The sequence below is a fragment of the Marinovum sedimenti genome (assembly GCF_054052205.1).
In genome coordinates, this window is sequence record NZ_CM133223.1 from 1,513,415 (window position 1) to 1,540,083 (window position 26,669).

At 61.5% G+C, this 26,669-nt stretch carries 27 protein-coding genes; 12 read left to right on the forward strand and 15 right to left on the reverse strand.

All coding sequences use genetic code 11. The annotated features are described in order from the left end of the window. Positions 1-98 precede the first annotated feature (98 nt). A complete protein-coding gene (locus ACW9UO_RS07240; protein WP_457088618.1) occupies positions 99-512 on the forward strand; it encodes a PaaI family thioesterase in 414 nt (137 codons plus the stop codon). Between the two features lie 9 nt (positions 513-521). On the opposite strand, the gene folD is transcribed toward ACW9UO_RS07240, so the two are convergent. The 11 genes from folD to ACW9UO_RS07295 all read right to left on the reverse strand — a co-directional run bounded on the left by folD (position 522) and on the right by ACW9UO_RS07295 (position 12,917). Beyond that, positions 522-1,424 (reverse strand): bifunctional methylenetetrahydrofolate dehydrogenase/methenyltetrahydrofolate cyclohydrolase FolD, encoded by a 903-nt coding sequence (gene folD, locus ACW9UO_RS07245; RefSeq protein ID WP_457088294.1) that lies wholly within the window; start codon positions 1,422-1,424, stop codon positions 522-524. 111 nt (positions 1,425-1,535) lie between these two features. Beyond that, on the reverse strand, positions 1,536-3,212 hold the full coding sequence (locus ACW9UO_RS07250; RefSeq protein ID WP_457088295.1) for a formate--tetrahydrofolate ligase: 1,677 nt from the start codon (positions 3,210-3,212) through the stop codon (positions 1,536-1,538). Between the two features lie 296 nt (positions 3,213-3,508). Next, on the reverse strand, positions 3,509-5,422 hold the full coding sequence (ftsH, locus tag ACW9UO_RS07255; protein ID WP_457088296.1) for an ATP-dependent zinc metalloprotease FtsH: 1,914 nt from the start codon (positions 5,420-5,422) through the stop codon (positions 3,509-3,511). Positions 5,423-5,501: 79 nt separating this feature from the next. Next, a complete protein-coding gene (tilS, locus tag ACW9UO_RS07260) occupies positions 5,502-6,812 on the reverse strand; it encodes a tRNA lysidine(34) synthetase TilS (RefSeq protein ID WP_457088297.1) in 1,311 nt (436 codons plus the stop codon). A gap of 112 nt (positions 6,813-6,924) precedes the next feature. Then, positions 6,925-7,758, reverse strand: coding sequence for a tetratricopeptide repeat protein (locus ACW9UO_RS07265; RefSeq protein WP_457088298.1), 834 nt, complete (start codon positions 7,756-7,758; stop codon positions 6,925-6,927). Between the two features lie 20 nt (positions 7,759-7,778). Beyond that, on the reverse strand, positions 7,779-8,297 hold the full coding sequence (pal, locus tag ACW9UO_RS07270; protein WP_457088299.1) for a peptidoglycan-associated lipoprotein Pal: 519 nt from the start codon (positions 8,295-8,297) through the stop codon (positions 7,779-7,781). Between the two features lie 153 nt (positions 8,298-8,450). Next, on the reverse strand, positions 8,451-9,785 hold the full coding sequence (gene tolB / locus ACW9UO_RS07275; protein ID WP_457088619.1) for a Tol-Pal system beta propeller repeat protein TolB: 1,335 nt from the start codon (positions 9,783-9,785) through the stop codon (positions 8,451-8,453). Then, positions 9,782-10,972: a cell envelope biogenesis protein TolA gene (locus ACW9UO_RS07280; RefSeq protein ID WP_457088300.1), complete on the reverse strand. Its 1,191-nt coding sequence runs from the start codon at positions 10,970-10,972 to the stop codon at positions 9,782-9,784. Before ACW9UO_RS07280 ends, tolB begins: the two co-directional genes overlap by 4 nt. Positions 10,973-11,065: 93 nt before the next feature. Further along, the gene (gene tolR / locus ACW9UO_RS07285) at positions 11,066-11,542 is read right to left on the reverse strand and encodes a protein TolR (protein WP_457088301.1); all 477 of its coding nucleotides are present in this window, start codon (positions 11,540-11,542) and stop codon (positions 11,066-11,068) included. 111 nt (positions 11,543-11,653) lie between these two features. Then, the gene (gene tolQ, locus ACW9UO_RS07290; protein WP_457088302.1) at positions 11,654-12,349 is read right to left on the reverse strand and encodes a protein TolQ; all 696 of its coding nucleotides are present in this window, start codon (positions 12,347-12,349) and stop codon (positions 11,654-11,656) included. Between the two features lie 178 nt (positions 12,350-12,527). Further along, complete coding sequence (locus tag ACW9UO_RS07295) at positions 12,528-12,917, reverse strand: YbgC/FadM family acyl-CoA thioesterase (protein WP_457088303.1); 390 nt, start codon at positions 12,915-12,917, stop codon at positions 12,528-12,530. A 143-nt stretch (positions 12,918-13,060) separates the two neighbouring features. On the opposite strand from ACW9UO_RS07295, the gene ACW9UO_RS07300 reads away from it, so the two are divergent. Next, positions 13,061-13,882 carry a glycosyltransferase gene (locus ACW9UO_RS07300; protein WP_457088304.1) on the forward strand — a complete coding sequence of 274 codons (822 nt, stop codon included), beginning with the start codon at positions 13,061-13,063 and terminating at the stop codon, positions 13,880-13,882. A 75-nt stretch (positions 13,883-13,957) separates the two neighbouring features. Here the strand turns inward: ACW9UO_RS07300 and ACW9UO_RS07305 are convergent, their stop codons facing one another. Beyond that, a complete protein-coding gene (locus ACW9UO_RS07305) occupies positions 13,958-14,398 on the reverse strand; it encodes a hypothetical protein (protein WP_457088305.1) in 441 nt (146 codons plus the stop codon). 271 nt (positions 14,399-14,669) lie between these two features. On the opposite strand from ACW9UO_RS07305, the gene ACW9UO_RS07310 reads away from it, so the two are divergent. Then, positions 14,670-14,831, forward strand: a complete 162-nt coding sequence (locus tag ACW9UO_RS07310; RefSeq protein ID WP_457088306.1) for a hypothetical protein — start codon at positions 14,670-14,672, stop codon at positions 14,829-14,831. Between the two features lie 99 nt (positions 14,832-14,930). On the opposite strand, the gene ACW9UO_RS07315 is transcribed toward ACW9UO_RS07310, so the two are convergent. Next, the gene (locus ACW9UO_RS07315) at positions 14,931-15,557 is read right to left on the reverse strand and encodes a hypothetical protein (protein ID WP_457088307.1); all 627 of its coding nucleotides are present in this window, start codon (positions 15,555-15,557) and stop codon (positions 14,931-14,933) included. Positions 15,558-15,671: 114 nt separating this feature from the next. On the opposite strand from ACW9UO_RS07315, the gene ACW9UO_RS07320 reads away from it, so the two are divergent. Beyond that, entirely contained in the window at positions 15,672-16,907 is a 1,236-nt protein-coding gene (locus tag ACW9UO_RS07320) for an MFS transporter (RefSeq protein WP_457088308.1), read from the forward strand. 48 nt (positions 16,908-16,955) lie between these two features. On the opposite strand, the gene ACW9UO_RS07325 is transcribed toward ACW9UO_RS07320, so the two are convergent. Beyond that, complete coding sequence (locus ACW9UO_RS07325) at positions 16,956-17,444, reverse strand: LysM peptidoglycan-binding domain-containing protein (protein ID WP_457088309.1); 489 nt, start codon at positions 17,442-17,444, stop codon at positions 16,956-16,958. Positions 17,445-17,607: 163 nt separating this feature from the next. Here ACW9UO_RS07325 and ACW9UO_RS07330 point away from each other — a divergent pair, with 163 nt between their 5' ends. Together ACW9UO_RS07330 and ACW9UO_RS07335 are read left to right on the forward strand one after the other, a co-directional pair. Continuing rightward, positions 17,608-18,480 carry a 50S ribosomal protein L11 methyltransferase gene (locus ACW9UO_RS07330; RefSeq protein WP_457088310.1) on the forward strand — a complete coding sequence of 291 codons (873 nt, stop codon included), beginning with the start codon at positions 17,608-17,610 and terminating at the stop codon, positions 18,478-18,480. 107 nt (positions 18,481-18,587) lie between these two features. Then, positions 18,588-18,929, forward strand: a complete 342-nt coding sequence (locus ACW9UO_RS07335; RefSeq protein WP_457088311.1) for a hypothetical protein — start codon at positions 18,588-18,590, stop codon at positions 18,927-18,929. A gap of 195 nt (positions 18,930-19,124) precedes the next feature. Here the strand turns inward: ACW9UO_RS07335 and ACW9UO_RS07340 are convergent, their stop codons facing one another. Then, positions 19,125-19,340, reverse strand: coding sequence for a DUF1127 domain-containing protein (locus ACW9UO_RS07340; RefSeq protein ID WP_457088312.1), 216 nt, complete (start codon positions 19,338-19,340; stop codon positions 19,125-19,127). A 324-nt stretch (positions 19,341-19,664) separates the two neighbouring features. On the opposite strand from ACW9UO_RS07340, the gene ruvC reads away from it, so the two are divergent. The 6 genes from ruvC (at position 19,665) to ACW9UO_RS07370 (ending at position 26,537) form a co-directional block, all read left to right on the forward strand. Then, positions 19,665-20,165, forward strand: coding sequence for a crossover junction endodeoxyribonuclease RuvC (ruvC, locus tag ACW9UO_RS07345; RefSeq protein ID WP_457088313.1), 501 nt, complete (start codon positions 19,665-19,667; stop codon positions 20,163-20,165). Then, on the forward strand, positions 20,162-20,827 hold the full coding sequence (gene ruvA / locus ACW9UO_RS07350) for a Holliday junction branch migration protein RuvA (RefSeq protein ID WP_457088314.1): 666 nt from the start codon (positions 20,162-20,164) through the stop codon (positions 20,825-20,827). The genes ruvC and ruvA overlap by 4 nt, the downstream gene beginning before the upstream one ends. A gap of 71 nt (positions 20,828-20,898) precedes the next feature. After that, positions 20,899-21,924 (forward strand): Holliday junction branch migration DNA helicase RuvB, encoded by a 1,026-nt coding sequence (gene ruvB / locus ACW9UO_RS07355; RefSeq protein WP_457088315.1) that lies wholly within the window; start codon positions 20,899-20,901, stop codon positions 21,922-21,924. A gap of 428 nt (positions 21,925-22,352) precedes the next feature. Next, the gene (locus tag ACW9UO_RS07360) at positions 22,353-24,125 is read left to right on the forward strand and encodes a tyrosinase family protein (RefSeq protein ID WP_457088316.1); all 1,773 of its coding nucleotides are present in this window, start codon (positions 22,353-22,355) and stop codon (positions 24,123-24,125) included. Between the two features lie 369 nt (positions 24,126-24,494). Further along, positions 24,495-25,364 (forward strand): MBL fold metallo-hydrolase, encoded by an 870-nt coding sequence (locus ACW9UO_RS07365; protein ID WP_457088317.1) that lies wholly within the window; start codon positions 24,495-24,497, stop codon positions 25,362-25,364. 135 nt (positions 25,365-25,499) lie between these two features. Beyond that, positions 25,500-26,537 (forward strand): GlxA family transcriptional regulator, encoded by a 1,038-nt coding sequence (locus ACW9UO_RS07370; RefSeq protein WP_457088318.1) that lies wholly within the window; start codon positions 25,500-25,502, stop codon positions 26,535-26,537. The last annotated feature ends 132 nt before the right edge of the window (positions 26,538-26,669 follow it).

Consider the following 26,669-nt stretch of genomic DNA (forward strand, 5'->3'; position numbering starts at 1 on the left):
CACAGCCCTTATGTCAAATCTAAAGCGCCTTGAAAAACTATCGCACTCTGCGGCAGGGTGTAAGGTACAACCCCAACAGGTAGCGGAAAAAAATGCAGCTGAGCCCTGAAAAAATTCGTGATCTGAATGACAGTTTTGCGCGGCAAAGCTTGATGGCAACCTTTGGCGCGACGATCGACGAGATGGCACCGGGCAAAGTGAAGATCTGCGCGCCAATCAGCGCCTCTGCGCGCCAGCAACACGGCTTTGGCCACGCCGGCCTGACGTTTTCGCTGGGGGATACCGCGGCGGGGTACGCCGCGCTGTCGTTGATGCCCGAGGGGGCCGAGGTGCTGACGGCGGAGATCAAGATCAACCTGCTGGCCCCGGCCCGTGGCCAAAGCCTGCGCGCTTGCGGCGAGGTGATCAAAGCGGGCCGCAGACTTGTGGTGGTGCGCGCCTCGGTTTGGGCGCTGGACGGCGGAAAAGAGACCGAGATCGCCCTGCTGCAAGGCACGATGATCCCGGTCTGAACGGCCTGCCTAAGCGGTCAGCCCCTGCGGTGCCTCCAGCCCATTGGCCCGGCAACAGGCGGTCAGCGTATTGGCCAGCAGGCAGGCAATGGTCATCGGGCCGACCCCGCCCGGCACCGGCGTGATCGCCCCCGCCACCTCAGAGCAGCTGTCGAAATGGCAATCGCCCACCAGCCGGGTCTTGCCCTCGCCCTTTTCAGGCGCATCGATCCGGTTGATGCCCACGTCGATGACCGTGGCGCCCGGTTTGATCCAGTCGCCGGTCACCATCTCGGCGCGGCCCACGGCGGCCACAACGATATCGGCGCGGCGGGTCACCTCCTGAATGTCCTTGGTCCGGCTGTGCGCGATGGTCACGGTGCAGCTGTCGCCCAGCAAAAGCTGCGCCATCGGTTTGCCAACAATATTCGAGCGGCCAATCACCACCGCATTCATCCCCGACAGGCTGCCGTGGTGGTCGCGCAGCATCATCAGACAGCCCAGGGGCGTGCAGGGCACCATGCTGTTCTGACCGGTGCCCAACAGACCAACGTTCGAGATATGGAAGCCGTCGACATCCTTCGCCGGGTCGATCGCATTGATCACCAGATCCTCGTCAAGGTGATCGGGCAACGGCAATTGCACAAGGATACCATGGACTTTGGGATCGTTGTTCAGATCATCGATCAGCGCCAAAAGCGCATCCTGCGTGATCGAGGTGTCGCGTTTGTGCTCGTAAGAGTTCATCCCGACTTCGACGGTCTGCTTGCCTTTCGAGCGCACATAAACCTGGCTCGCCGGATCTTCGCCCACCAGAACAACGGCCAGCCCCGGCATGATACCGTGCTCTTCTTTCAGCCGCGCCACCTGTGTTGCCACCTCGCCGCGCATTTTGGCGGCAAAGGCTTTGCCATCAATAGTCGTCGCACTCATGTCTCGCCCACTTCATCTTCTTCGGCTTTAAAATATCCCCGCCGGAGGCAGGAGCCGCGTCAGCGGCGACCGGAGCGCCGGGGCTCGATGCCCCGGCGCTCCGCCCCCGTTTTAGAACAATCCTTCGACTTGACCAGCCTCATTCAGCCGAACATTTTCAGAAGCCGGCACCGACGGCAGGCCCGGCATGGTCATGATCTCGCCGCAGATCACCACAACAAACCCCGCCCCCGCCGACAGCCGCACTTCGCGCACCGGCACCGAATGGCCGGTGGGCGCGCCGCGCAGGTTCGGGTCGGTCGAGAAACTGTACTGCGTCTTGGCCATACAGACCGGAAGATTGCCGTATCCCGCCTCCTCCCAAGCGTGCAGCTGATCGCGGATCTTCTTGTCGGCCAGCACCTCGTCGGCGCGATAGATCGATTTGGCAATCGTCTCGATCTTTTCAAACAGCGGCAAGTCATCGCCATAAAGCGGTGCGAATTGTGCAACCCCGCTGTCGGCAATCTCAGCCACACGTTTCGCCAGCGCCTCGGTGCCTTCCGACCCCTTGGCCCAGTGCTGGCACAGGATCGCCTCAGAGCCTTGGGTCTTCACATAGGCCTTGACCGCCTCCACCTCGGCATCTGTGTCGGTGACAAAGTGGTTGATCGCCACCACAACCGGCACGCCAAAGCTTTTCACGTTCTGGATATGGCGGCCAAGGTTGGCACAGCCCTTCTTGATCGCCGCCACGTTTTCCGGCCCAAGATCAGCCTTGGCCACGCCGCCGTTCATCTTCATCGCGCGGCAGGTCGCCACCAGCACCACACAATCGGGCGCGAGGCCCGCCTTGCGGCACTTGATGTTCATGAACTTCTCGGCCCCAAGATCGGCCCCAAAACCGGCCTCTGTCACCACGTAATCCGCCACTTTCAGCGCAGTCGAGGTCGCCATGACCGAATTGCAGCCGTGGGCGATATTGGCAAACGGGCCGCCGTGCACAAAGGCCGGGTTGTTCTCCAGCGTCTGCACCAGATTGGGCTGCATCGCGTCCTTAAGCAGCACGGTCATCGCGCCATCGGCCTTGATATCGCGGCAGGTGATCGGCGTGCGGTCGCGGGTGTAGGCGACGATGATATCGCCCAGCCGCTTCTCCAGATCGCCCAGCGAGGTGGCAAGGCAGAGGATCGCCATGACTTCGGAGGCCACGGTGATGTCAAACCCGGTCTGGCGCGGATAGCCGTTGGCCACACCGCCAAGCGAGGTCACCACATCGCGCAGCGCCCGGTCGTTCATGTCCAAAGCCCGGCGCCACACCACCCGGCGCGGGTCGATTTCCAGAGCGTTGCCCCAGTACATATGGTTGTCGATCATCGCCGACAGCAAATTGTGCGCGGTGGTGATGGCGTGGAAATCGCCGGTGAAGTGAAGGTTCATATCCTCCATCGGCACCACCTGAGCATAGCCGCCTCCCGCAGCGCCGCCCTTCATGCCAAAGTTCGGCCCAAGCGAGGCCTCGCGGATACAGATCGCCGCCTTCTTGCCGATACGGTTAAGCCCATCCCCCAGGCCGACAGTGGTGGTGGTCTTGCCCTCACCCGCCGGCGTCGGGTTGATCGCGGTCACAAGGATCAGCTTGCCGGTCTTGTTGCCCTGAACCGAGGTGATGAAGTCCTGGCTCACCTTGGCCTTGTCGTGGCCATAGGGCAGCAGATGCTCGGCACCGATGCCGAGCTTGGCTCCGATCTCTTGTATCGGCTTTTTGTTGGCTTCCCGTGCAATTTCAATGTCGGATTTAAAGGCCATCGTCTCACTCCCGTTGATTGCGCCCTGCATACCGCGTCAATGCGCCGCGCCCACAGGTGAATCCGACATTTTGGCGCGAGCTTGCGGCGGGAATGGCGCGCCGTTTCGTCAATACGAAACCCCGCGCGCGCAATCGCCCGCATGTTTCCCCAAAACGCCCCGCACGCCGCCCCGGCGCGCAGCACAATCCATTGATGGATTGTGTCCGGATTTGTTCACAAATCCGCACCCTCACCACGAAAAAACCCCGGCGCGTTATGCCCCGGGGTTTCTGTTTTGTCGCACCGTTGAAAGCGTTACGCCGACGGTTCCGGCTCCATGTCGCCCGAAGGCTTTGACTTGGGTTTGGTCTTCGGAATTGCCGTCACCGAAGGCGCGTTGCCCTGATCAGGCGTGTCATCCTCGTCTTCATCCATCTGGGGCGGCTCGCCGCGCATGACACGGGCAATCTCTTCGCCAGTCAGCGTTTCGTATTCCAGCAGCCCCTGCGCCAGACGGTCCCATTCCGCTTTCTTCTCGGTCAGGATCCGGAAGGCCACATCATAAGCATCCTGAATGAAGCGTTTCACCTCTTCCTCGATCAGCTCCTTGGTGTGCGCCGAAACCGACAGACCGGCGGTGTTGCCGCTATAGCCTTCATGCGCTTCGGAATAGTCAATGTTGCCAACCTTGTCGGACATGCCCCAGCGCAGCACCATCGCCCGCGCCAAAGCGCTGGCTTGCTGAATGTCACCCGCCGGGCCGTTCGACACATTGTCTTCGCCGTATTTGATGATCTCGGCCGCCTTGCCCGCCATCGTCATCGCCAGCTTTTCTTCGCATTCGCTGCGATGCCAGTTCAGACGGTCGATCTCGGGCAGCGACACCACCATACCCAGCGCACCACCGCGCGGGATGATCGTCGCCTTATAGACCGGGTCACACTGCGGCAGCGACAGGCCAACAACGGCGTGCCCCGCTTCGTGATAGGCGGTCTTTTCCTTCTGCTCATCGGTCAAGACCATCGACCGACGCTCAGCGCCCATCATCACCTTGTCCTTGGCGTTCTCAAAGTCTTCCATCACGACAAACCGCCGCCCGACCCGCGCTGCCATAAGCGCCGCTTCGTTCACCAAGTTTGCCAGATCCGCACCGGAAAAGCCCGGCGTCCCGCGTGCGATGATCCGCATGTCGGCATCGGGGCCGAGGGGGATCTTGCGCGCGTGCACGTTAAGGATTTTCTCGCGGCCTTTGATGTCGGGATTCGGCACCGTCACCTGACGGTCAAACCGGCCCGGACGCAGCAGAGCCGGATCGAGCACATCCTTACGGTTGGTCGCGGCAATGATGATCACGCCTTCATTGGCCTCAAAACCGTCCATCTCGACCAGCAACTGGTTGAGCGTCTGTTCACGCTCATCGTTACCGCCGCCATAGCCCGCACCACGATGGCGACCAACAGCGTCGATCTCATCGATAAACACGATGCACGGTGCGTTCTTCTTGGCCTGCTCAAACATGTCGCGCACCCGCGATGCACCGACGCCCACGAACATCTCAACGAAGTCAGACCCCGAGATGGTGAAGAACGGCACACCCGCCTCACCCGCAATCGCCCGTGCCAGCAGGGTTTTACCAGTGCCCGGAGGGCCCACAAGCAACGCGCCTTTGGGGATTTTGCCGCCCAGACGCGAGAATTTCTGCGGGTTGCGCAGGAATTCAACGATCTCTTCGAGCTCTTCCTTGGCTTCGTCGATGCCGGCCACATCGTCAAACGTCACCCGGCCATGTTTCTCGGTCAGCATCTTGGCTTTGGATTTGCCAAAGCCCATCGCACCGCCTTTGCCGCCACCCTGCATCCGGTTCATGAAATAGATCCAGACACCGATCAGCAGCAGGAAGGGCAGCAGGCTCAGGATAAACGACTGAAAGCCCGATTGCTCTTGCAATTCGGCGTTCACCGACACGCCATTGTTGATCAGAACCTGGGTCACCTCGGCATCTTCGGGCCGGATGGTCACGTAATCGCGGCCATCTTTACCACGATACCGGATGGTTTCGCCGTCGATGGTGGCCGAGGAAATCTTGTCCTCTTCAACCAACGAGATGAAATCGGAATACGGCGTGCTCTGGCTTTGCAGCGTGGTGCTGCCGCCGGAGAACAGATTGAAAAGCGTCAGGATCAGGACGAAAAGCACGACCCAGAAAGCGATGTTTCGCATGTTGCCCAAGAAATTTCTCCCGAAGGTTGGGTTTGGCCCGCTCTATAGCGCGCCCTTACAGTGAAAAATAGGGGTTTGTGCAGCACATTCAATGGATCGCAAGGAATGCGGCAAAGCCACCCTGCCCGGCACAGACGTCGATCTCGTAGTGAGGCCCGAAACCGGCGGGCGCAAAGGCCACCAAACGCGCGCCGTCAAACACCGCCGGCTGCGCCACAAGGCTCTGAAACGGCAGGCCTTCGGGCCGTTTCGCCAATTGCCCCGCCCCCGCCTCAGACAAGGCGCGCACCTCATATCCCGCCACCAAAGCGCCGGTGATTTGCACCCGATTGTCCCAAAGCGCGCCCACAGGTGCCGCCGCCGCCGCAACCGCACCATATTCGCGGCAAATCCGGATATTGGCCGTCTCGGCCCGGATCAGGCAGCCATGCAGCGTGGCCGTGCCCCCCGACATCACCCGCTCCGCTGCATCCGCCAGCGCCTTGGCACGCGGACGATAAACCTGCGCCCCGACATATTGCAGCCCGGCGGCCAACAGGCGCAACCGCGTCTCCGCGTCCAGCGCCGCCAGCCGATCGCGATCATACAACAGGTCGCAAAATTGCGCCCGCACCACGTCGCCGGCTGCCTCAACCGCCCGCTGCCTAAGCGCTGTGCGCGCCCGCGCCATCCGCGCCGCCGTCTGCGCGAGGGTCGAAACGTCAAGGCCCAAGGGCGCCAACACCTCCAACGCCTGCCGCATCCGCACCCGGTCAAACCTCACATCCTCGTTGCTCGGATCGTCCACCCAATGGCCCTTCAGCACCGTCAGGTAATGCCGCAGATCCGCGCGCCGCGCCTCAAGCAAAGGCCGCATCACCCAGAACCCGTCGTCCGGCACAGCCGCGCGCGGCGGCGCACCCGCCCCCTCAAACACAGCACCCGAGCGCGCCACAAACCGCTGCGCCTGCATCGCCGCCAAGCCATCCACACCCGAGCCCCGCGCCAATCGCATCAAGAACGTCTCGGCCTGATCGTCGGCGGTATGCGCCATCAACACATGCCGCACCCGCCCGCGCCAGCCGTCAATCAACTGCAATCGCGCCGCCCGCGCCGCCTCTTGCAGGTTTCCGCTACCGTCCCAATCCGACCAGGTCACAACCGAATGCGGATGCCCCAAAGCGGCACATTCACGCGCAACAAACGCCGCCTCGGCCCGGCTCTCCGCCCGCAATCCATGGTCAATCGTCACCACCCACAGCCGAACGCCAAAATCCCGCGTCCAGTTGTGCGCCAAGGTCAGCATCGCCATGCTGTCGCCACCGCCCGACACCGCCAACCCGATATCCTCGGGAAACGCAGGGCCCAAAAGCGCGCCCATCGCCTCTGCAAAGTGACGTTCAAGACTGAAGCCCGTCATCGCAGCACAGGTCCAATACTTCTTCTGTTTAAAAATACCGCGGGGGAGTCCTGAAAGGACGGGGGCAGAGCCCCCAAAACCATCCCCGCCACAGGCCGCTAGCTAGAAGCCCCTAGCTACAGCCAAGAACCGCCATCTCGGATTGCGCTTCGAACAGGTCCACCGACGCCGGAAACTTCATCTCGATCTGGCCAAGGGTCTGACAGGCGGCATCGGTCTGGCCAAGATTGCCCAGCGTCCGCCCCAGCTGCAACAGCGCCGAGGACGCGGCATTGCCCTCGGGGTCCATCGAATAGCCATCCAGATAGGCACGCGCTGCGGCCTTCAGATCGCCCAATTCTTCCAAGGCCTTACCCTGCCCCAAGGCAGCGGCGGGGCCTAGCGGTCCGCCCGGATAGGTCGCATTGAAGGTCGCAAAGAGGTCCGCGGCGCCGCGAAAGTCACCCGAGGCGAGCGCCTCCTGCGCCCGCCGGAAATCCTCTTCTTCGCTCATCGCAAGTTCCGGCCCTTCGCCCGCAGGCGGGGCCACCGGCATCGGCGCGGCAGGCGCGGTCACATCCGACGTCACCCCCCCCAGCGTCGTGGTATCGCCAAGCGCCCCAACGTCGCCGCCTTCCAGCTCGACCAGCCGAAACTCAAGATCGCCAATCCGGTTGGTGCCATCGGTCACGATGGTATTGATGCGATGCTCAAGCTCTTCGGTCTTGCGCGTCACCCGGCTCAGCTCGGATTCGATCACATCGACCCGGTCCAGCAAGGTGCCGCCAATCACCGCGACATCGCTGCCGCCGGTGGTTGACAATTCGCGCCGCAGCCGCTGCATCTCGACGTTCAACAGCACCAGATCCTGCCGGATATCGGCCAGCGTGCCAGTGTTGTCCTGCGCCGCCACAGTCAGCGGCAGCGACAGAACAAACCCGAAGATCACAAGAAAACGCATCGTCATCACCTACCTTTTTGGGCGCGTCAGCTGACAGCGCCGCCTGCAATCACCGTCACCGCGCGGCGGTTCTTGGCGTAACAGGCCTCTTCCGAACAAATCTCGATCGGGCGTTCCTTGCCATAGGTGACAAAGCGCAGCCGGCTCGCCGACACACCCTGCGACATCAGATATTCCCGCACCGCATTGGCACGACGTCCACCCAGCGCGAGGTTGTATTCCCGCGTGCCCTGCTCGTCGGCGTGGCCTTCGATCACAGCAACGTAATCCGAGTTGGTGGCCAGCCATTGTGCCTGCTTGTTCAACGTCTCGCGCGCCTCAGCCGTCAGCGAGGATTGATCGACCAGAAACAGCACCCGATCGCCGATGGCCTGTTGGAAATATGTCGGGCTCGACGGATCGCCGTACGCCCCACCACCGGCCCCCGTGCCCGACCCGACGCCTGTGCCACTTGTGGCACCGCCGTCTGCAAACCGGTCGGCATTGGTACAGGCCGAAATGGCCAGCGCGCCCACGAGAAGCGCAATCTTGCTGAGATGTTTCATGATTAAACCTTACACTGCTCCGCCATCTGGCATTTCGCCATTGTTATCCACCAGCCTAGCACAAGCCAAACCGGCTTCCCATCATTATTGCCCCAGTCATTGGGCCAGTCACTTGGCCAGTCACCGTCCCAGTGACCGCCCCAGTCAACCGGCTCACTGCAACGGTCCCCAGCTCGGGTCCGAGGCCGCCTCGGGTGTGCGCACCCGCTTGAGATTGCGCCCGGACACATCGACCGAATACAGCCCCGCCTGCCCGCTTGCCCCTTGGGTTTCGCGGGTGAACATGATCACCCGGCCATTGGGCGCCCATGTCGGACCTTCATCAAGGAACGAGGCCGTCAGCAGCCGTTCTTCGCTGCCATCGGTGCGCATCACGCCAATGTGGAACCGGCCTTTGTGCTGCTTGGTAAAGGCAATCAGATCGCCGCGCGGCGACCAGACCGGCGTGCCATAGCGGCCCGCGCCAAAGGAAATCCGCTGCGCCTCACCGCCACTCGACGGCATGATATAAAGCTGCTGGCTGCCTGACCTATCGCTTTCAAACACGATCCGGCTGCCATCGGGGCTATACGACGGCGCAGTCTCAATCGCCGGGGTGTTGGTCAGCCGCTGCGTGCCGCCCGAAACGAGATCCATCAGGAAAATATCGGTGTTCGAGCCTTCGTTGAGCGAAAACACCGCCGTCTGCCCATTGGGCGCAAAGCGCGGCGCAAAGGACATCGCATCGGTCTGCGTCTCAAGAATACGGCTCTGCGTATTGCCCACGTCAAGCACATGGATGCGCGGAAAACCGGTGGCATAAGAGGTATAGAGCACCCGGTCGCCGGTGGGCGAGAACCGCGGGGCCAGAACAATCGACGAACTGTCAGTCAGATACTGCACATTCGCGCCATCGTAATCCATGATCGCCAGCCGCTTCTTGCGGTCGTTCTTTGGTCCGGTCTCGGACACAAAAACCACCCGGCTGTCGAAATAGCCGCTCTCGCCGGTGATCCGGCTATAGACCGCATCCGCCACCTTGTGCGACATCCGCCGCCAGCCATCCGTGGTGCCCTGAAACTGCAACCCTTTGCCAAGCTCCTGCCCCGAGAACACATCGTAGACCCGGAATTTCACCGTCAGCTGGCCACCGTCCGACACCGCCACCGCGCCCATGATCAGCGCCTGCGCGTTGATTGCTTTCCAGTCGGCATATTGCACCGGCGCGGCAAAGCTTGTCGGGCGCGAGATAAAGGCATCCTGCGCGATTTGGCGAAACAGGCCGGTGCCGGCCAGATCATCGGCCACAACCTGCGCCAGCCGCGCGCCCCATTCTTCGGCACCGGTGCTTTCCGCGATAAAGCCGGGGGCCGCAAAGGGCAGCGGTTCAACCACGCCTTCGGTGATCTCAATCCGAAGGGGGCCGCTTTGGGCATGGGCCGCAAGGCCCAGGGTGAGTGCCGCGAAAATCGCCGCCAGAAAGGTGGATACTCGGTGCTTCATACTTATCTCCCAACATTCTCGGGATTGAATGTCATTTCGATCTGCCGCCATTGGCCGTATTTGTCGACAGGCAGGTTATAGCCGTCCTTCTGACAGCGGATAATCGCGCGTCTTGCGGCCTGAAAGGCCACTTCGGCGGCTCCGGCGTCGCCGCCATTGCTGCCGGTCATGCGGATCGAGCTGGCCACGACCCGTCCGTTTTCTTCCATATCCATCGAGACAACCACCGTCACCCGTGCCGCCGCTGAGCCGACATCGACCAGCCAGCACTGTTGCACCGCCACCCGCAGCGCCTCGCGTTCGCCGCCGGTCAGCGGCGGGCCGCTGGGCACGGCGGGCGATGGCGTTGGCGCGGCCGCTGCGCCGCCAAGCGCCTCGGCCAAAGCATCGGCCACCGCGTCTTTGGTGGCGTCCGGTGTGGGCGCGGGTGTTGGGGCCGGAGTCGGTGTCGGGGTCGGTTTCGGCGCTTCGGTGGTGACAGTTTCCGCCGGTTTTTCCGGTTGCACCGGTGTCGGCGGCGCGGCGGGCCGTGTCCGGGGGCGCACCGATACCTCGGGCGCGCCCGACGGTAAATCGTCGGCCTCGGTCACAATCTCGTCGGTCGCCTCTTCCTGCGCCGTCGCCTCTTGCTCGGGCTGTGGATCGGGGGCTTGCACGGTCTCGTCAGGCACCACCGCATCTTGCGTGGTGTCCTCGATCTGAACATCCGGCTCAGAGGGCGCGACCGGTTCGGGCGCAACGCGCGGCGCAGGGCGCGGACGCGGCACCGGCGAAACCTCGGGCAGCACTACCGCCACATCCTCATTGGCCGGCGGGGCCGGCTCGGGTGGCGCGGTATCCTCGGGCGGAGCGGGTGGCGCGGGCGGCGGCGGCATATCCGGCAGGCTCTCAGGCTCTGGCGCGGGGGCGGTTTCCTGTGGCGTCGGCGTCTGCGGCGCGGGGGTCTCTTCGACCGGCGCAGGCGGCGGGGCCTCTGCCGTGTCGGGCACCAACGGCTCGGCCGGGGCAACCGGGGCAACCTCGGGCACCGCCTCTGGCGCAGGGTCCAGCGGCGAGGATGCCGCGACCAAAGCCGCGTATTCTTCTTCGCTCACCGTGCTGACATTGGTGACGTCAAATGGCAGCGGCTCGACCTCGAACAGCGGTCCCAGCAACAGCCAGCCGATCAGCCCGACATGCGCGGCACCGGACACATAGTGGCCAATGTGCGCACGTCTGCCAGTGTCTCTGCAAGTATCGCTACCTGTCTCGTTGATATCTGCGAAATCTGTCACCGCGGACCCGGCCTAGCCTTCGTCCCGGCCATCAAGCCGCGGACCCCCGGTGTCTGTCACCAGCCCGATGTTGGAAAAGCCGCCAGCATTCAGCGCGCCCATGATCTCCATCACCTGCGCATAAGACACGGCGCCATCAGCCCGCAGGAACACCCGGTCGCCGGTGCGCTCCTCGGCAATCGCGCGCAGCTTGCCAATCAGCTCATCCGAGGCGGTCTCGGTGGTCTGGATCAGAATGCGGTTGTCGGCGGTCAGGGTCACGGTCAGCGGCTCTTCGGCCTCGCTCGCCAGCGCGCTGGCGGCAGTTTTCGGCAGCTCCACCGGCACGCCCACAGTCAGCAACGGGGCCGACACCATAAAGATGATCAAGAGCACCAGCATCACGTCGACAAACGGCGTGACGTTGATTTCGGACATCGGCTTGGCCCCGCCCCTGCGGCGACGCCGGCCCCCGCCACCCGATCCGGATTTGACGATATGCGCGCCCATTTACGTCCTGCCTCGCTCAGCTTGAAAGAAATGTATCGCCGCCACGCCCCGAGGCCGCGTTTGCGCGGCAAAGGCATTCGGGGCTTGGGGGCGACTTGCGGGCATGACGGCCTAGCTATCCAACTGGCGGCTGAGAATGGTGGCGAACTCATCGGCAAAGCTTTCGTACCCCGACAGGATACGATCCGAATCCGCACTCAGCTTGTTATAGAAAATCACCGCCGGAATAGCGGCCAACAGACCCAGACCCGTCGCCATAAGCGCCTCGGCAATCCCCGGTGCCACAACGGCCAGCGAAGTGTTCTGTTGCTCTGCAATCTCGATAAAGGCGTTCATGATGCCCCAGACCGTGCCGAACAGCCCGACAAACGGCGCGGTCGAGCCGACGGTGGCCAGCACGCTCAGCCCCTTTTGCAGCTCGTCACTCACCGCGGCAATCGCCACATTCATCGACCGGTCAATCCGCGCCTGTGCGCCGGGGATCAGCCCGCCGTCCTCGCGGTGCGACCGGCGCCATTCCAGCATCCCGGCGGCAAACACCTTTTGCGACCGGCCCTTGGGCTCTGGCCCCATCTGCTCGAACAACTCGTCAAGCGGCTCACCTGACCAGAACGCCCGATCAAACCGGCGCGCCTCGCGGCGGGCCCGGCGATACGTCACCAGATTGAACACGATAATCGACCACGACCAGAAGCTCGCCACGATCAGAGCGACCATCACCAGCTTCACCGTCAGGGTGGCACGCGCGAAAAGGCCCCACATAGAGAAATCGATCTCCTGTGCGAGCGCTAGGGTCTCTGTTTCCATCAAACTGCTCTTTGTTATGGCCGGTTCTGTGCCGCCCGATTGCGCCTAAGACTAGCGGAAAGAAAGGGGAAACGCCAACACGAAGGCGTTATCTAAAGCGGTTTGTCACCGGTTTGGGCCGGGGTGTGGCGGATAACCGCCACAGGATTGAAACATCGCGAAACCTTGGCCGCGCGCCCTAGTGCATGTTGCGCCGGATCTCGGGCGGAAGCCGCAAAGGCTGGCCCGCAGGCCCCAGCAACACCACCGTCACCAGCGCCTCAAACAGCACCGCGCCAGCGCAGCGCACCACCTGGCGCAGCACCATGCGCGCGCCCGTCATCTGATCTGTGGTGGTTTCCACCTCAAGATCATCGCCATAATGGCCGGGACTAAGGTAATCACACTCGATCCGCCGTACCACAAAGGCCTGCCCGTCGCGCTCTTTCATCACCCGCTGGTCAATCCCGCGCGAGGCGACCCATTCGCTGCGCGCCCGCTCGATGAACTTCAGGAAATTGGCGTGATAAACGATCCCCGCCATATCGGTGTCTTCATAATAGACCCGGCACTGAAACTTGTGACTCATCGCTTGCTCCTGCTGACGCCGCCCCCCTGTCAAATCAGCAACAGAGCCAAGGCGCAAGCGGGGCGGTTTGCGCGAATCCTCTTGGTTAAACCCCGACGCCACCGTAAAAATCGCGGTATGCTTTTGCGCAAAAGGGCCGCCCCATGCATATGATTTACGAAATGCGTTATTCCTATTTTGGCCAGTCCGGCTGGAAATCCGCCGCGAGCACCGACAAGGCCCAACTGTTCGACGAGGGCCGCCTCGACGCCCGCCACTACTTCCTTGAAAAGATCGCCCTGCGCTCGCTGGCCGACCAGACTGATGGCGATTTCGGGCTGATCGTTCTCACTGCCGAAGACCTGCCCGAGCGGCATATGGCCCGCCTCAAACAGGTGTGCGGCGATACGCTGGGCGACCGGGCGCATGTGATCGCGCGCGCGCCCGACAGCACCGGCACCTGCTTTAACCAATACCGCAAAGAGGCCTTTGCCCGCGACCCCTGGAGCACGCAAATCGTGCTTGATGACGACGACGCCGTATCGGCCGATTTCACCGCCAAGCTGCGGGCCGAGGCGACGGCTGCAAAAAAGCTGCGCGCGCCGGGAGAGGAGTATTGCTTCATTTCCCATGCACGCGGCGTTTCGGCGGTGTTCAACGATGGCAAGATGTCGCTGCGCCACCGGCTCAACGCCGCAACCAACCTTGGCCTTGCTGTCACCGCGCCGACCGGGTCACGCTATCAACCCTTTGGAATTGCGCATAAGAAAATTCTCGCGCGCCGTCCTGTCAGGGTGATCTATTCCCCCACGCCAAGCTATATCCGCGCGGTCCACGACACCAACGACAGCCGCGCGCAGTACTCCGATGACATCGTGCAGGCCGATCAGATGGAGCGGATGCACACGGCCTTTCCGCTGCTCAAGGATTTGATGGTGGAATGGCCGATTGCGGATCAGGAAACCATCGCAGAGGCGGCGGCGTAAGCCGAGCAGCGCAAAACCCAAGTCGCGTTTTATCCGACCCGGATAACGCCGACAGATACAAACAATCTCAAGGCGTTAGAGGGGTCTGGCTGGGGCGAAATGCGAAGGGGCTTGGCGGTGAAATCCGGCGGCGTATTCAAAGCCCGCCCGGATATCCGCCGTCAGGCCCGAAGCCTTCATCCAATCGGAAATCTCAAGCGAGAGCGTGCCAAGAAACGTCACCTCTTCCAGCTCTGCCACGGCATTCAGAGCGGAATATTCGGGCCAGTCCATCGCCTTGTCGCGGTGGCCCACCCATGCCTCGGACGAGTCAAACTCGATCACTGCACGCGCGGTGCCCGCCGCTTCGTTCACAAAGAACCGATAGGCCTGAACGCCGTGATGCCCCTCACGCTCGACCCGTTCGGCGAGCGCGGAAATCGCGCTGCGAAAGGCGTCCGCAGACCCGGTCAACGCATAAGTGTTGAGGATGGTCAACGTATCAGAGGTCATGTCGCCCGCACTTTTTTGGATCATCAACACTCAGTTCCTAAAAGATATTCTTCTCGAAAGAAACCGCCTTCCTGTCCTTTTGCCCCCTTGAGGCGCGATATCGGCGGATTGACGCAATTTTGTGAGTCGCGGGTGAAACTATCCCCCGCTGCACCCCGCCACTGTTGATGGATCGGGCATCACCGGGCCGAAAAACAGAGCGTAGATTACGCTTTTCTTTATCATCGCCCTCAGCGTTCTGGCGCTTTCCGGCCCCGCCTTTGCCTTGCACAACGGCAACACCCCTCCGGGCCAGTTGGCCAAAGACAACCCCGATGACATCGGAGACCGCAACGGCAACGGTCAGGCCAATGGCGGCGATTACGCGCCCGGTTACTCTTCGAGCGTCGGAGAAGACCGCAACGGCGACGGCCGCACCAATGGCAAGGACTATGCGCCCGGTCAAAAAGACAAGTAAACCCCCGTCGCCATGCGTCCTGCGCGTGGCGACCCCCCTTAACCCTTTGTTAACACTAAATGTTTCGCGCGCGAAACAAACCGGCGCTTGGCCGCGTGCCTATTGCATCATCCCGGCCCGCGCCGCGATGCGCAGCGCATGGGACGGATCGTTGGCGGTGGCGGGCATGATCGGGTCATACGCCGCCCGGATCACCGCACCGATTTCGGGCCGCAGCACCGTTTTGTCGCCCGCAAGCGCGAGCGGCGAAACTTTGGAAAACGCGGTGTCTGACCACAGCAGCATCACCTGTGCCACCTGCCCGAGCGCCAGATCCTCGGCCGCCATCGCGCCGAGCCCGGCGTCCATCCGCAGGAACACGAAACAGGCCTTGATCGCGCCCTTATCATCAAAGCGGAACACTCGGTATTGGTTGGCGTCGGCGGCTTTGAGCCGTGCCACCAGCGGGCCAAGATCCGGCACCAGCCGGTCCAGATCGGGCACCTCTGTCAGCTCGTCCCAATCGCTGAAAAAGAAGAACATCAGGTTGCTGCCAAGCTCCGGGTCGGTCTCGGCCATATGGTGGCCCGCGACGGCGACAACCGCCTCAATCGCGCCTTTGATCACCGGCAAGGTGCCTTCGGTCACGCCAAAAACAATCGGCGCAATCGGGCGGCCCCAGCGGGCAAAGTGATAGGTGCCGTCAGAGCGGGTGAAGAGCGGGGTGATGTCAGAAGCGTCAAACATGTCCCTCCCTAACACCCCTCGCAGACAGGATAAACCAGATCTGTGCATTGCCGCAGGGTGTTCTGCGCGCAAGAACCTCTCGCCTTTCTCAGGACGCAGGCGTATGCGATTTGCATGTTACGTATGCTCCCCCTTGATCTTGCCCGCGATCTGCCGTTTTGGCGCCGCCCGGTGACGCTGCTGTTTTTGATGGCGGCGGCGATGCCGATTGCGTTTTCAACCTGGTCGGCACTGCTCAACAACTTCGTCATCGAAGTCGCGCATTTCGACGGATCAGACATCGGCTGGCTGCACACCGTCCGCGAGATCCCCGGCTTTTTCGCCATTGGTGTGATCGCGCTGATCATGTTCATGCACGAACAGGTGCTGGGGCTGGTGTCCCTTGTGCTTTTGGGGGTGGCGACGGCGCTGACGGCGTTTTTCCCGTCGATGGCGGGCATCCTGACAATCACCATGCTGAGCTCAATCGGCTTTCACTATTACGAGACGGTCAACCAGTCGCTGCAATTGCAATGGCTGCCCAAAGACCGGGCACCGCAGATTCTCGGGCTTTTGATGGCGGCGGGCTCGGCGGCGACGCTGGTGGCCTATGTCGCCATCGTCCTGACATGGGAGGCGCTGGGGCTGACCTATACCCATGTCTATCTGATTTCAGGCGGGGTCACGGCGGCGCTGGCGGTGTTTGCCATGCTCGCCTATCCCCGGTTCGAGGCCCCCAATCCGCAAATCAAAAAGCTGATCCTGCGGCGGCGGTATTGGCTGTATTACGTGCTGCAATTCCTCGCTGGCGCGCGGCGGCAGATCTTTGTGGTCTTTGCCGGCTTCATGATGGTCGAGCGGTTTGGCTTTGCCGTGCATGAGGTGACGGCGCTGTTTCTGATCAACCTCGTGGCCAATATGATCTTTGCGCCCTTGATGGGCCGCGCCGTGGGCCGCTGGGGCGAACGGGCGACGCTGTTGTTTGAATATGCCGGGCTGGTTGCGGTGTTCCTGGCCTATGGCGGCATCTATTACTTCGGCTGGGGCGTGGTGTTGGCGGCAACGCTTTATGTGATCGATCACATGTTCTTTGCGCTGGCGCTGGCGCTCAAGACCTATTTCCAAAAGATCGCAAGCCCCGGTGACATCGCCCCGACGGCGGCGGTGGCCTTTACCATCAACCACATCGCGGCGGTGTTTTTGCCGGCGGGGCTGGGCTATCTTTGGCTGGTGTCGCCGGGGGCGGTGTTCTTTGCGGCGGCGGGGATCGCTTCGGCGTCGTTCCTGCTGGCGCTGCTGATCCCACGCCACCCCGCACCGGGCAATGAGACCGTGTTCACACGGTTCATCGCCCCGGCTCCGGCGGAATAAGCGCTCTGCGGGCCATCCGGGTGCGGACAGCCCGTTAAGTTTGTCGCCTCAGAGATCGTTGCGCGGAATGCGCAGGATCTGGCCGGCGAAAATCAGGTTCGGGTTGGTGATCACATGGGCGTTGGCCTCGACAATCGGCTGGAAGTTGGCGGTGCCATATTGTGCGCGCGCGATCTTGGTTAAGGTGTCACCGGCTTTCACCTCATAGGGTTGCCACCCGGCGTAGCCCGGCAAGATGCGCGGCCCAAACAGCACCGGAATCACAACAGCAGGGCCGTTTTCGTTGCCGGTGTCATCCGCGAGCCGCAAGAACAGCCGGTTGAGCTGAAAACTGTGACTGTCGGGAATGGAGATCGCGCCCTGAAACTGGCGCAGACCCAGCGATCCGACGTTGATAAAGCCGGTATATTCGTCATGCCCTTCCGAAACGCTGACGGTGAGCGTGCCCTCAAAAGCGGTGGCATTTCCGGCGATCAGGATCTCTGACCCGACAAGATCGAAGGGCTGGGGTTGTTGAATATCAAGCGTTAAAGACATCTTAAAAACCTCTCGTTACGGTACAAATGCCCCGCAGTATAGCGCGCTATGCGGGAATCACCCAAGGCGAACTCGCCTTGCTCACAGTCGCGCGAGATTGCGCCACTGGCGTTGGCGCGCGCTTCGGGCTAGAGACCGTGAAACCTCAGCGCAAAGGCCCGTCATGCCCACATTTACCGCCTTCACCACCCTGCCCGGCAAAGACCAGGCCGAAGCTCTTGGCATCGCATTGGAGCGGTTGGAGCCGGAACCCACCGGCATCGGTGTTTTCGAAATGGAAGACGGCTCGGGCCTTTGGGAAGTTGGCGGATATTTCACCGAGTCGCCCGATCACACCGCGCTTGCGGTGTTGACGGCGGCCTTTGGGGCCAAGGATTTCGTGATCTCGGAACTGCCCGAAACCGATTGGGTCGCCAAGGTGCGCCGCGAGCTGGCCCCTGTCGAGGCCGGGCGGTTCTTTGTTTATGGCAGCCATGACGCCGACAAGGTGCCCGAAGGGGCCGAACCGCTGTTGATCGAGGCGGCGATGGCCTTTGGCACCGGCCACCACGGCACGACGCTGGGCTGTTTGCGCGCGCTCGACCGGTTGGCGCAAGACGGGTTTGTCGGCGACAGCGTGGCCGACATCGGCTGTGGCACCGCGGTGTTGGCGATGGCGGCGGCGCGGATCTGGCCCGAGCCGGTTCTGGCCTCGGACATTGATGAGGTCGCGGTCGACGTGGCGCTGGCCAATGTGCGCGCCAATAACCTCGAGGGTCGGGTGATCTGCCTTGAGGCCACTGGATTTGACCACGCGGACCTGACCGCCAAAGCGCCTTTCGACCTGGTGTTTGCCAATATCCTGATGGGGCCGCTGATTGCGCTGGCCCCGGATATGGCGAAATACATCCGCGCAGAAGGATATGCGATTCTATCCGGAATCCTCAATGAACAGGCGGATGAGGTGATTGAGGTTTATGCACGAAATGGTATCAATCTGGCCAATCGCGAAGAGATTGGTGAATGGACCACACTAATGCTCCGCAAATCGGTATGATTTTAAGGGGATTTTCCGCGAAATGGCGGAATCTGCCCCAACTCTGCCACAATTGAATCGCATAAAAGCCTACGAGTCTGGTGGGGGCCAGGTATCAAGAGGCTGCTATGTCGGAGACATTTTATCAGTTCGACAAGCGCGTGCGGCGGATCGCCAAGAAGAACCGCAAGATTGCGCGCGGTCATGTTAATTTCATTGATGGGGATGGCTTGATTAAAAAGCGCCCCAAGCACCGGATTGGCGCTTTACCGATCCGTGGATTGCTGATGATTGCCATTGGCTTCTTCAGCTTCAAAGGTGTGCTGATCGCCCATCAGGGGCAAGCCCAGTATGATGATCGGCTTGCTTTGCTGATCGACGGAACGCTGTTTGAGCGCGGTGCCGCCTGGGCCATGCAGATCGAACCGGTGTCATCAATGTTTGCACAAATCTGGTCGCCTTTATTCTAGGGCGATACCCAGTGTCTGGACCACTTTAATTCTTTGCCAGTGCCCCGGCCCGGTATTCCGGACCGGGCAAGACCCGGACAGTCCCCACGCACATAAAGTCTGACCGGTTTCAATAGACTTACACTCGCTTATTTAACGAGTAAGGCCGCGCCTTTACCAAAAAGACGCGGCCTCTAAATCAGGTCTGATATGTGCTCAGAGGTATTGGCGACGCGAAACGCGGTCGATATCGCCACGCTCCAACCCAATGTCATTAAGCTCTGCATCGCTCAGGCGGGACAGCATTTTATGCGTCCGGCGCGCATCGATCAAATCGCGGGTCGAGGAAATCATTGCGAGGATGACACGACCGATCCGGTCGGCAACGCCAGCAATGGCAATCTGTGCGTGGCTGTTTTCATAAACGGACATTTCTGACGCTCCTTAGGGCTGTGGCGCCTTAGGGCGCGAAAGTTTTCATAATGCGCAATTAGTGGGCATTGTGACCCCGAGCAAGCGCAGTATCTGCATAGTCCCTATGCAGTTTCGGAATAGCTCTTTTCTTGAAAATGGCTTCGGATATACTTGTAAATAAAGGCACATAAGCGTCGCTTCCAGACCATTGCGGGACGGTTTTGAGCCACTCAAACTTGCCGCACGGAAACTGTGCTTTAAAAATAGGCAAAACAGGTTTCTCTTGGCCTTTGTTCTCGTTTCGTGCTAGCGACAAGAAAAAGCAAAAAAGGCGGGGCAGTCATGCGGGTTTTGGGCATTGATCCGGGTTTGCGCAACCTTGGGTGGGGCGTTATCGACGTTTCTGGCAGCAAACTGTCCCATGTGGCGAATGGAATCTGTCACTCGACCGGCACCGATCTGGCCATACGGCTGCTGTCGCTGCACCGCCAACTGACCGAGGTTCTGCTGCGCTACGCCCCAACCACGGCAGCGGTGGAACAGACCTTTGTGAACAAGGATGCAGTTGCGACGCTGAAACTCGGCCAGGCGCGGGGCATCGCGCTTTTGGTGCCGGCGCAGGCCGGGCTGGAGGTGGGTGAATATGCGCCCAACAAGGTTAAGAAATGTGTGGTGGGCGTGGGTCACGCTGACAAGAAACAGATCGAACACATGGTGAAGATGCAGCTGCCCGGCGTTAAACTGGCCGGCACCGATGCCGCCGACGCGCTGGCCATCGCGATCACCCATGCGTTTTATGTGCGCGCTCCGGGGATGCAATTGCGCGAGGTGCGGGCGTCATGATCGGCAAACTGTCTGGACGGATCGATTATCGCGGCGACGATCACATCCTGCTCGATGTGCGCGGCGTCGGCTATGTGGTCTATTGCTCGGAGCGCACGCTGGCCTCGCTGCCAGGGCCGGGTGAGGCGGCGGCGCTGTACACCGACATGATCGTGCGCGAGGATCTGTTGCAGCTCTATGGCTTTCCCTCGCTGGTCGAGAAGGAATGGCATCGGCTGCTGCTCACGGTGCAGGGCGTGGGCGCGAAGGCCGCATTGGCCATTCAGGGCGCTTTGGGGCCGGATGGCGTGAGCCGGGCGATTGCACTGGGCGACATCAATGCGATCAAGGCCGCCAAGGGCATCGGCCCGAAAACGGCGCAGCGCGTGGTGCACGAGCTGAAAGACAAGGCCCCGGCGGTGATGGCGATGGGTGGCGCGCAAGCGGCGGTGGTTTCTGACCCCGGCGATGCGGTGATCGAACCGATGGCCCCTGCCCCGGCGGCCAAACCCGCGCCAAGGGCGAACAATGCGCAGGCCGAGGCGTTGTCAGCGCTCAGTAATCTGGGCTACGGCCCGGGCGAGGCCGCAGGCGCGGTGGCGCAGGCCGCAGGAGAAGACCCCGAGGCCGAGACCCCGGCGCTGATCCGTTCAGCGCTTAAGCTGCTGGCGCCAAAAGGATGACGCAAGGTGTACGGCGCAGCCAAATGCGCGGCGTTTGGCGTGATGGACGGCGGGTTTAACACATGGCTGAAATGAACGAACCGGACCCAACCCTGCGCCCCGAAGCCCGCCCCGAGGATATGGACCGCGCGCTGCGCCCGCAGGCGCTTGGCGATTTCATTGGCCAGGCCGAAGCCCGTGCCAATCTGCGCATCTTTATCCAGTCCGCCCGCCAGCGCGGCGAGGCAATGGACCACACGCTGTTTCACGGCCCGCCGGGTCTTGGCAAAACAACACTGGCGCAAATCATGGCGCGCGAACTGGGGGTCAATTTCCGCATGACCTCGGGGCCGGTGCTGGCCAAGGCCGGTGATCTGGCCGCGATCCTGACCAATCTCGAAGCGCGCGACGTGCTGTTCATTGACGAGATTCACCGGCTTAACCCGGTGGTTGAAGAGGTGCTGTATCCGGCGCTTGAGGATTTTGAGCTCGACCTTGTGATTGGCGAAGGCCCGGCGGCGCGGACCGTGCGGATCGAATTGCAGCCCTTTACGCTGGTCGGGGCGACCACGCGGATGGGCCTGTTGACCACGCCGCTGCGCGACCGCTTCGGCATTCCGACCCGGCTGGAATTCTACACCGTCGACGAGCTGCACGAAATCGTCAGCCGCAATGCCATCAAGCTTGGCGTGCCGGCCGACAGCGATGGCGCGCGCGAGATTGCCCGCCGGGCCCGTGGCACGCCGCGGATTGCCGGGCGGCTGTTGCGCCGCGTGGTGGATTTTGCCGTGGTCGAGGGCGACGGACACATCACCCGCGCGCTGGCCGACGGGGCGCTGACGCGGCTCGGGGTCGACACGCTTGGGCTTGACCGTGCGGACCGGCGGTATCTGTCGCTGATCGCCGAGAACTATGCCGGTGGGCCGGTGGGGATCGAAACCCTGTCGGCGGCGCTGAGCGAAAGCCGCGATTCATTGGAAGATGTGATCGAGCCTTACCTGCTGCAACAAGGGTTGATCCAACGCACCCCGCGCGGCCGGATGTTGGCCCCCAAAGCATGGCGCCATTTGGGCTTGGCGGCCCCAAAACCGCCCGGGCAAAGCGACCTCTTCACCTGACCCCCCGAGATCCATAGGCACAGCCCTGCCCCGGCAATCAAAAGCCGCGCGACTCTTTCTTTGTGCATAAAAATCGCGGGGTTGGATGTTCGTCGGAACACCCGGTGTTGACCGAGGCAAACTCACCTCGACCCACAGCACACACCCGCCGCCAGAACCCGAGCAACAAACCCCTATTTAGTTCAAGGGCGCCACACAGCGCCACGATCGCAAAGCGATTTGATACTTGGTCCGCAAGGCGAGAATTGCCGCGTTGCACCCGGGATATCAGCCCGCCGTCACAGGCAGCGCGGGGTTAAACTCGTGAGTTTTGAGGCTGAATCCGTTAGAACAGCACCAGTGTAGGCGATGGAGGGAAAAAACGCCGCAATCGACCGATGTAGGCGTATGGCCGAATTACGGATCACGGCGGACCGCCAACCTGACGGATGATTGGCGGCGAACGAAGGAAATCCACGGCTTACCACGCAGATACTGAATTGTTTTTAAATGTTTTTTACCGACGTGTGCAGAGGAACCTCTCTCGTTCACGCTTAAAAAAGGGACAAACAATGACCAGTCACCAGCCACAAAAAATTTCGCGTCGCACGGTTTTGCGATCTGGGGCCGCGTCTGCGGCGGCGCTTACCTTTGCGCCCACCGTTCTGCGGGCCCAGAACGCCCGCGTCCGCAAAAATATGATGAGCGAAGGCGGTCTTGTCGACCTGCGGACCTACGGCGAAGGCGTGGCTGAGATGCTGAACTTGCCGTTGAGCGATGGACGCAACTGGTATCGTCAAGGCTTCGTGCATTTCATCGACTGTCCTCACGGAAACTGGTGGTTCACCAGCTGGCATCGCGGATATCTTGGCTATTTCGAAGAGATCATTCGCGAACTGACCGGCAAGGAAGACTTCATGCTGCCCTATTGGGATTGGACTGAGGCGCATAAGGTGCCCGCTCCGATGTTCGGTCGCGACAACCCGCTGGATCCGGTCAATTTCAGGTCCTCCGCGGTCAATTACATCGCGACCAACGAGGACTTTCAGGAGCAGGTGCGCCCGGTGATGCAAGACTTCTGGAACAGCATGACGCCTGCCCAGAAAGCCGAGCAAGACAAGCGGTCCAATACCGACTTCGATGTCATGTGGGCCACAAAGGACAAAGACAATGCCACCTATGCATTCCAGGACAGGGAGTTCGCGCGTTTTCTGACCGAAGCGTACCCAATGCTGGATGCGCGCACGCAAAATATGGTCGAGCTTGGCTATGTTCTTGGCACCCTCGCGCCGACCGAATTTGCCGGTCCGTTCAAGGGTGATGATCCGTTTTTTGAGAACTCGGTGACCGACAGTCACCAGGTCACAGGCGATTTCAGCGGTTTGTCGTCGACCCATAACATGGTTCACAACAGCACCGGCGGGTCCGAGGGTGAAGACGGTAAGTATGAGGAACCCTATGGCATCATGACCAACAACCTATCGCCGTTGGATCCGATCTTTTTCCTGCATCATTGCAATATTGACCGGTTGTGGGACGTCTGGACGCGAAAACAACAGGCGCTTGGATTGCCAATTGCCCCCGAAGGCGACCTGCTCGACCCCTACAAAAAAGAGCAATACCTGTTCTTCTTCGACCGCACCGGTGACCCGGTTGGCGGCAATCCCACCTCGTGGGACTTCTTCGATACCAGCGCCTTTGAGTACAGCTATCAGCCGGGCTCTGGTGAGCAGGCCGTGCCCCCCAAGACCAGACTTGCGAAGAAAGAGACTGTCGCCAGCGCGCTGGCGGTGGCCCCTGCGGGTCGGTTTGCCGCCAGTGCGGATGCCGTCGTTTCGGGCGCACTGGCGCGGTCCATCGCGCGGCCCAAGGACAGCACGGTCCATCTGGCAACAGTGCGCTTTCTGCCGCCTGCCGACAGCCGTGGGAAGGTTTTCGATCTTTATGTCTCGCCGAAGGGGCAGCCGCCTGTTCTTGGCGTGGACAGCCCCGAATTCGCGGGCAGTTTTTCGTTCTTTGGGCAGGCGCACAGCATGGAAACCGGATTTACCGTGCCGATTGATGCGGTGTTGGATCGGATGGCGGACGGCGGACTTCTGACGGAAGGCGCGGAGCTGTCGTTCTCGCTCGTCCTTGCGGGGGGTGAAAACGCCGAGGCGGCCAGCGTGGAAGACAGCGGGGCGTTGCAGTCGGTGAGTGTGCACGTCTTTTCCGAGGGGTAGTTGAGCGCGTTCGTCAGGCTTTAGGACGGGGCTAGCGACGCGCCAGCCGCAGCATTTCCGCGACCGGAGTTCGGGCCGTTTTGATGCAGGAAGCGTCAGCACGGGTACAATCTCGGGAGGCGCGCCACGCCCCCCGGGTGGCACATTTTTCGCGGCCGAAACGTGCACGTTGACAGAAAGTTAACAGTGGTGATCATGGACAGCGGGGATTTGCGGGCCTGCGTTGGGGTCGCAGGACAGTCTTCGCACCGGTACAGATTGCGATAATCCGAAGGCGCGCGCCGCGGCTCGGGCGATTGCGCCACGATCACGAAAGCTGCGGTCGCCGGTCTGCCCGCTACACCATTGGCCCCTTTCGGAGTGAGAAATATGACCCCACCAGCAGGCGTGTTCAGATCGTGCATCGGGAAATATCAGGTGACCGCGCTGTACGACGGCGCGATCCAGGTTCCAAACGACGCCTTTCTTGGGGAAGATCGTCACCGGATTCTTAAGGCTCTTCAAAACGGCGGCATGGGTCTGGCGCCGGATCTGGTGCCAATTCCGGTTCTGGCCTTTTGTCTGCAATCGGACGATGCGACGATCCTGATCGACGCGGGGCTTGGCGCGGTTGACGCCTTTGGCCCCGGTACCGGGCACGTCGCAAACGCGCTTTCGGCGGCGGACATCCAGCCATCGCAGGTTTCGACTGTCATTGTGACCCACGCCCATCCGGACCACATCGGCGGACTGCTGACCGGCGAAAAGCCGACGTTTGCCAATGCCCGTGTCGTGATGGCCGAGGCCGAGCATGGGTTTTGGTCTGACGCCGGGATCACGGCCCAAGCGTCGGAGCAAATGCGCGGGTTCTTTCACTTGGCGCAGGGGATGTTTGACGCTTACGGAGATCGTCTGGAACTGGTGTCGCCGGACAGCGAAATTCACAGCGGCATCCGGCTTGAGGCGGCACCGGGACACACACCGGGCCATTCGATTCTGCATATCGATGGCGGGGACCAGCAATTCGTTATGATGGCCGACATCGTGCATAACGCGGTTCTGCAAACGACCCACCCCGAGATAGGATTTGCCTTTGACGTCGATCCTCATCAGGCGGCGGTGACACGCTCCGGCTTGCTGGATCGCTGCGCGGCGGACAATGTTCTGATTGCGGCCTCACATGTGCCGTTTCCCGGGCTCGGGCGGTTTGTGCGGGACGGCACCGGGTATCGGTATGCGCCGGCAACGCTGGCCGGGTGAGCGGCCTCGGGCGGTGCCGTGCTGCGCCGCGGTGGCCCGGTCCCGACTTGGGAAATCCTTGTGCCACGCCAGCGGCCTATGCCATGACTTGATATGCGGCATCCGCAATAAGGGCGCATGCCGGAGGGGGCTACGATGACACGACGTATCATGATCCTAGTATATCCGGGCTGCATGGCGCTTGATATTGTTGGCCCGTCGGACACGTTTTTGATGGCCAATACTGTCGTGCGCGAACATTCCGGTCAGAGTGCCGAAGCCGCCTATGACGTGTCGCTTGTTGCGCCCACGCTTGGAAGCCTCAAGACCGCCGGTTCCATCATAACGATCAACGTCGATCGCAGGTGTGACGACGTAACCGATGCGGAGTTGGACGATACCGATCTGGTGCTTGTCAGTGGCGGCGTCTCGGCAATCGACATCCGAACCGATCCGAGGATGCAGGACTTCATCAACCGCGCGCATGGCCGCGCCAATCGGATCGGGTCTATCTGTACCGGTGCCTTTTTGCTGGCCGAGGCGGGCATTATCCGCGGCCGAAAGGCAGCAACCCATTGGCGCAAGGCCAAGGTTCTTCAAGAGGCTTATCCGGAGGTCGAGGTCGAGCCAAGCAGCATCGTCTGCAAGGATGGCAACGTCTGGACCTCTGGCGGCATCACCTCCGGGATCGATTTGGCGCTTTCAATCGTCGAGGAAGATCTCGGGCCGGAAATTGCCCGCTCTGTCGCGCGGCTGATGGTGACGCATATGTCGCGGCGCGGCGATCAAAACCAATACGAAGATATCGATCTGGATGCCCCCACGCGCGTCGGCGCGGCGGATGTGGTGATGCAGGAAATCCTTATCTACATCCGCGTTCACCCGACCAAGGACCTCAGGCTCGAAACGCTGGCCGAGCAGTTCAACCTGACGGAAAAGACCCTTGCCCGGCACTTCAAGTCGTTCTCGGGACGGACGATTGGCAAGTATGTCGAAGAGGTCCGCCTTGTGCATGCGCAGGCGCGGCTTGAAAACTCTGGCGAATCCTTGAGCGAAATCGCACGCAGTTCGGGATTTCCGTCGAACGAGGCGCTGCGACGCGCCTTTTCCAAGCGCTTTTCCATCACTCCGGCAGAGTTCCGTGCGCGGTTTCGTAGCGCCGCAGAGAATTTGCAGAGCACCCCCGCCGAATGACCCCATGCACAGCCGGATCGCCAACGCCCTGACCGGTGTGGCGCTGCGCTGAACCGGGCCTTGCCGCGCCGCCGTCAGAGCGTCAAAGCCGCCGATCGTGGGCCACTTTGTCCGAATTCGCGTGTCTTCTGT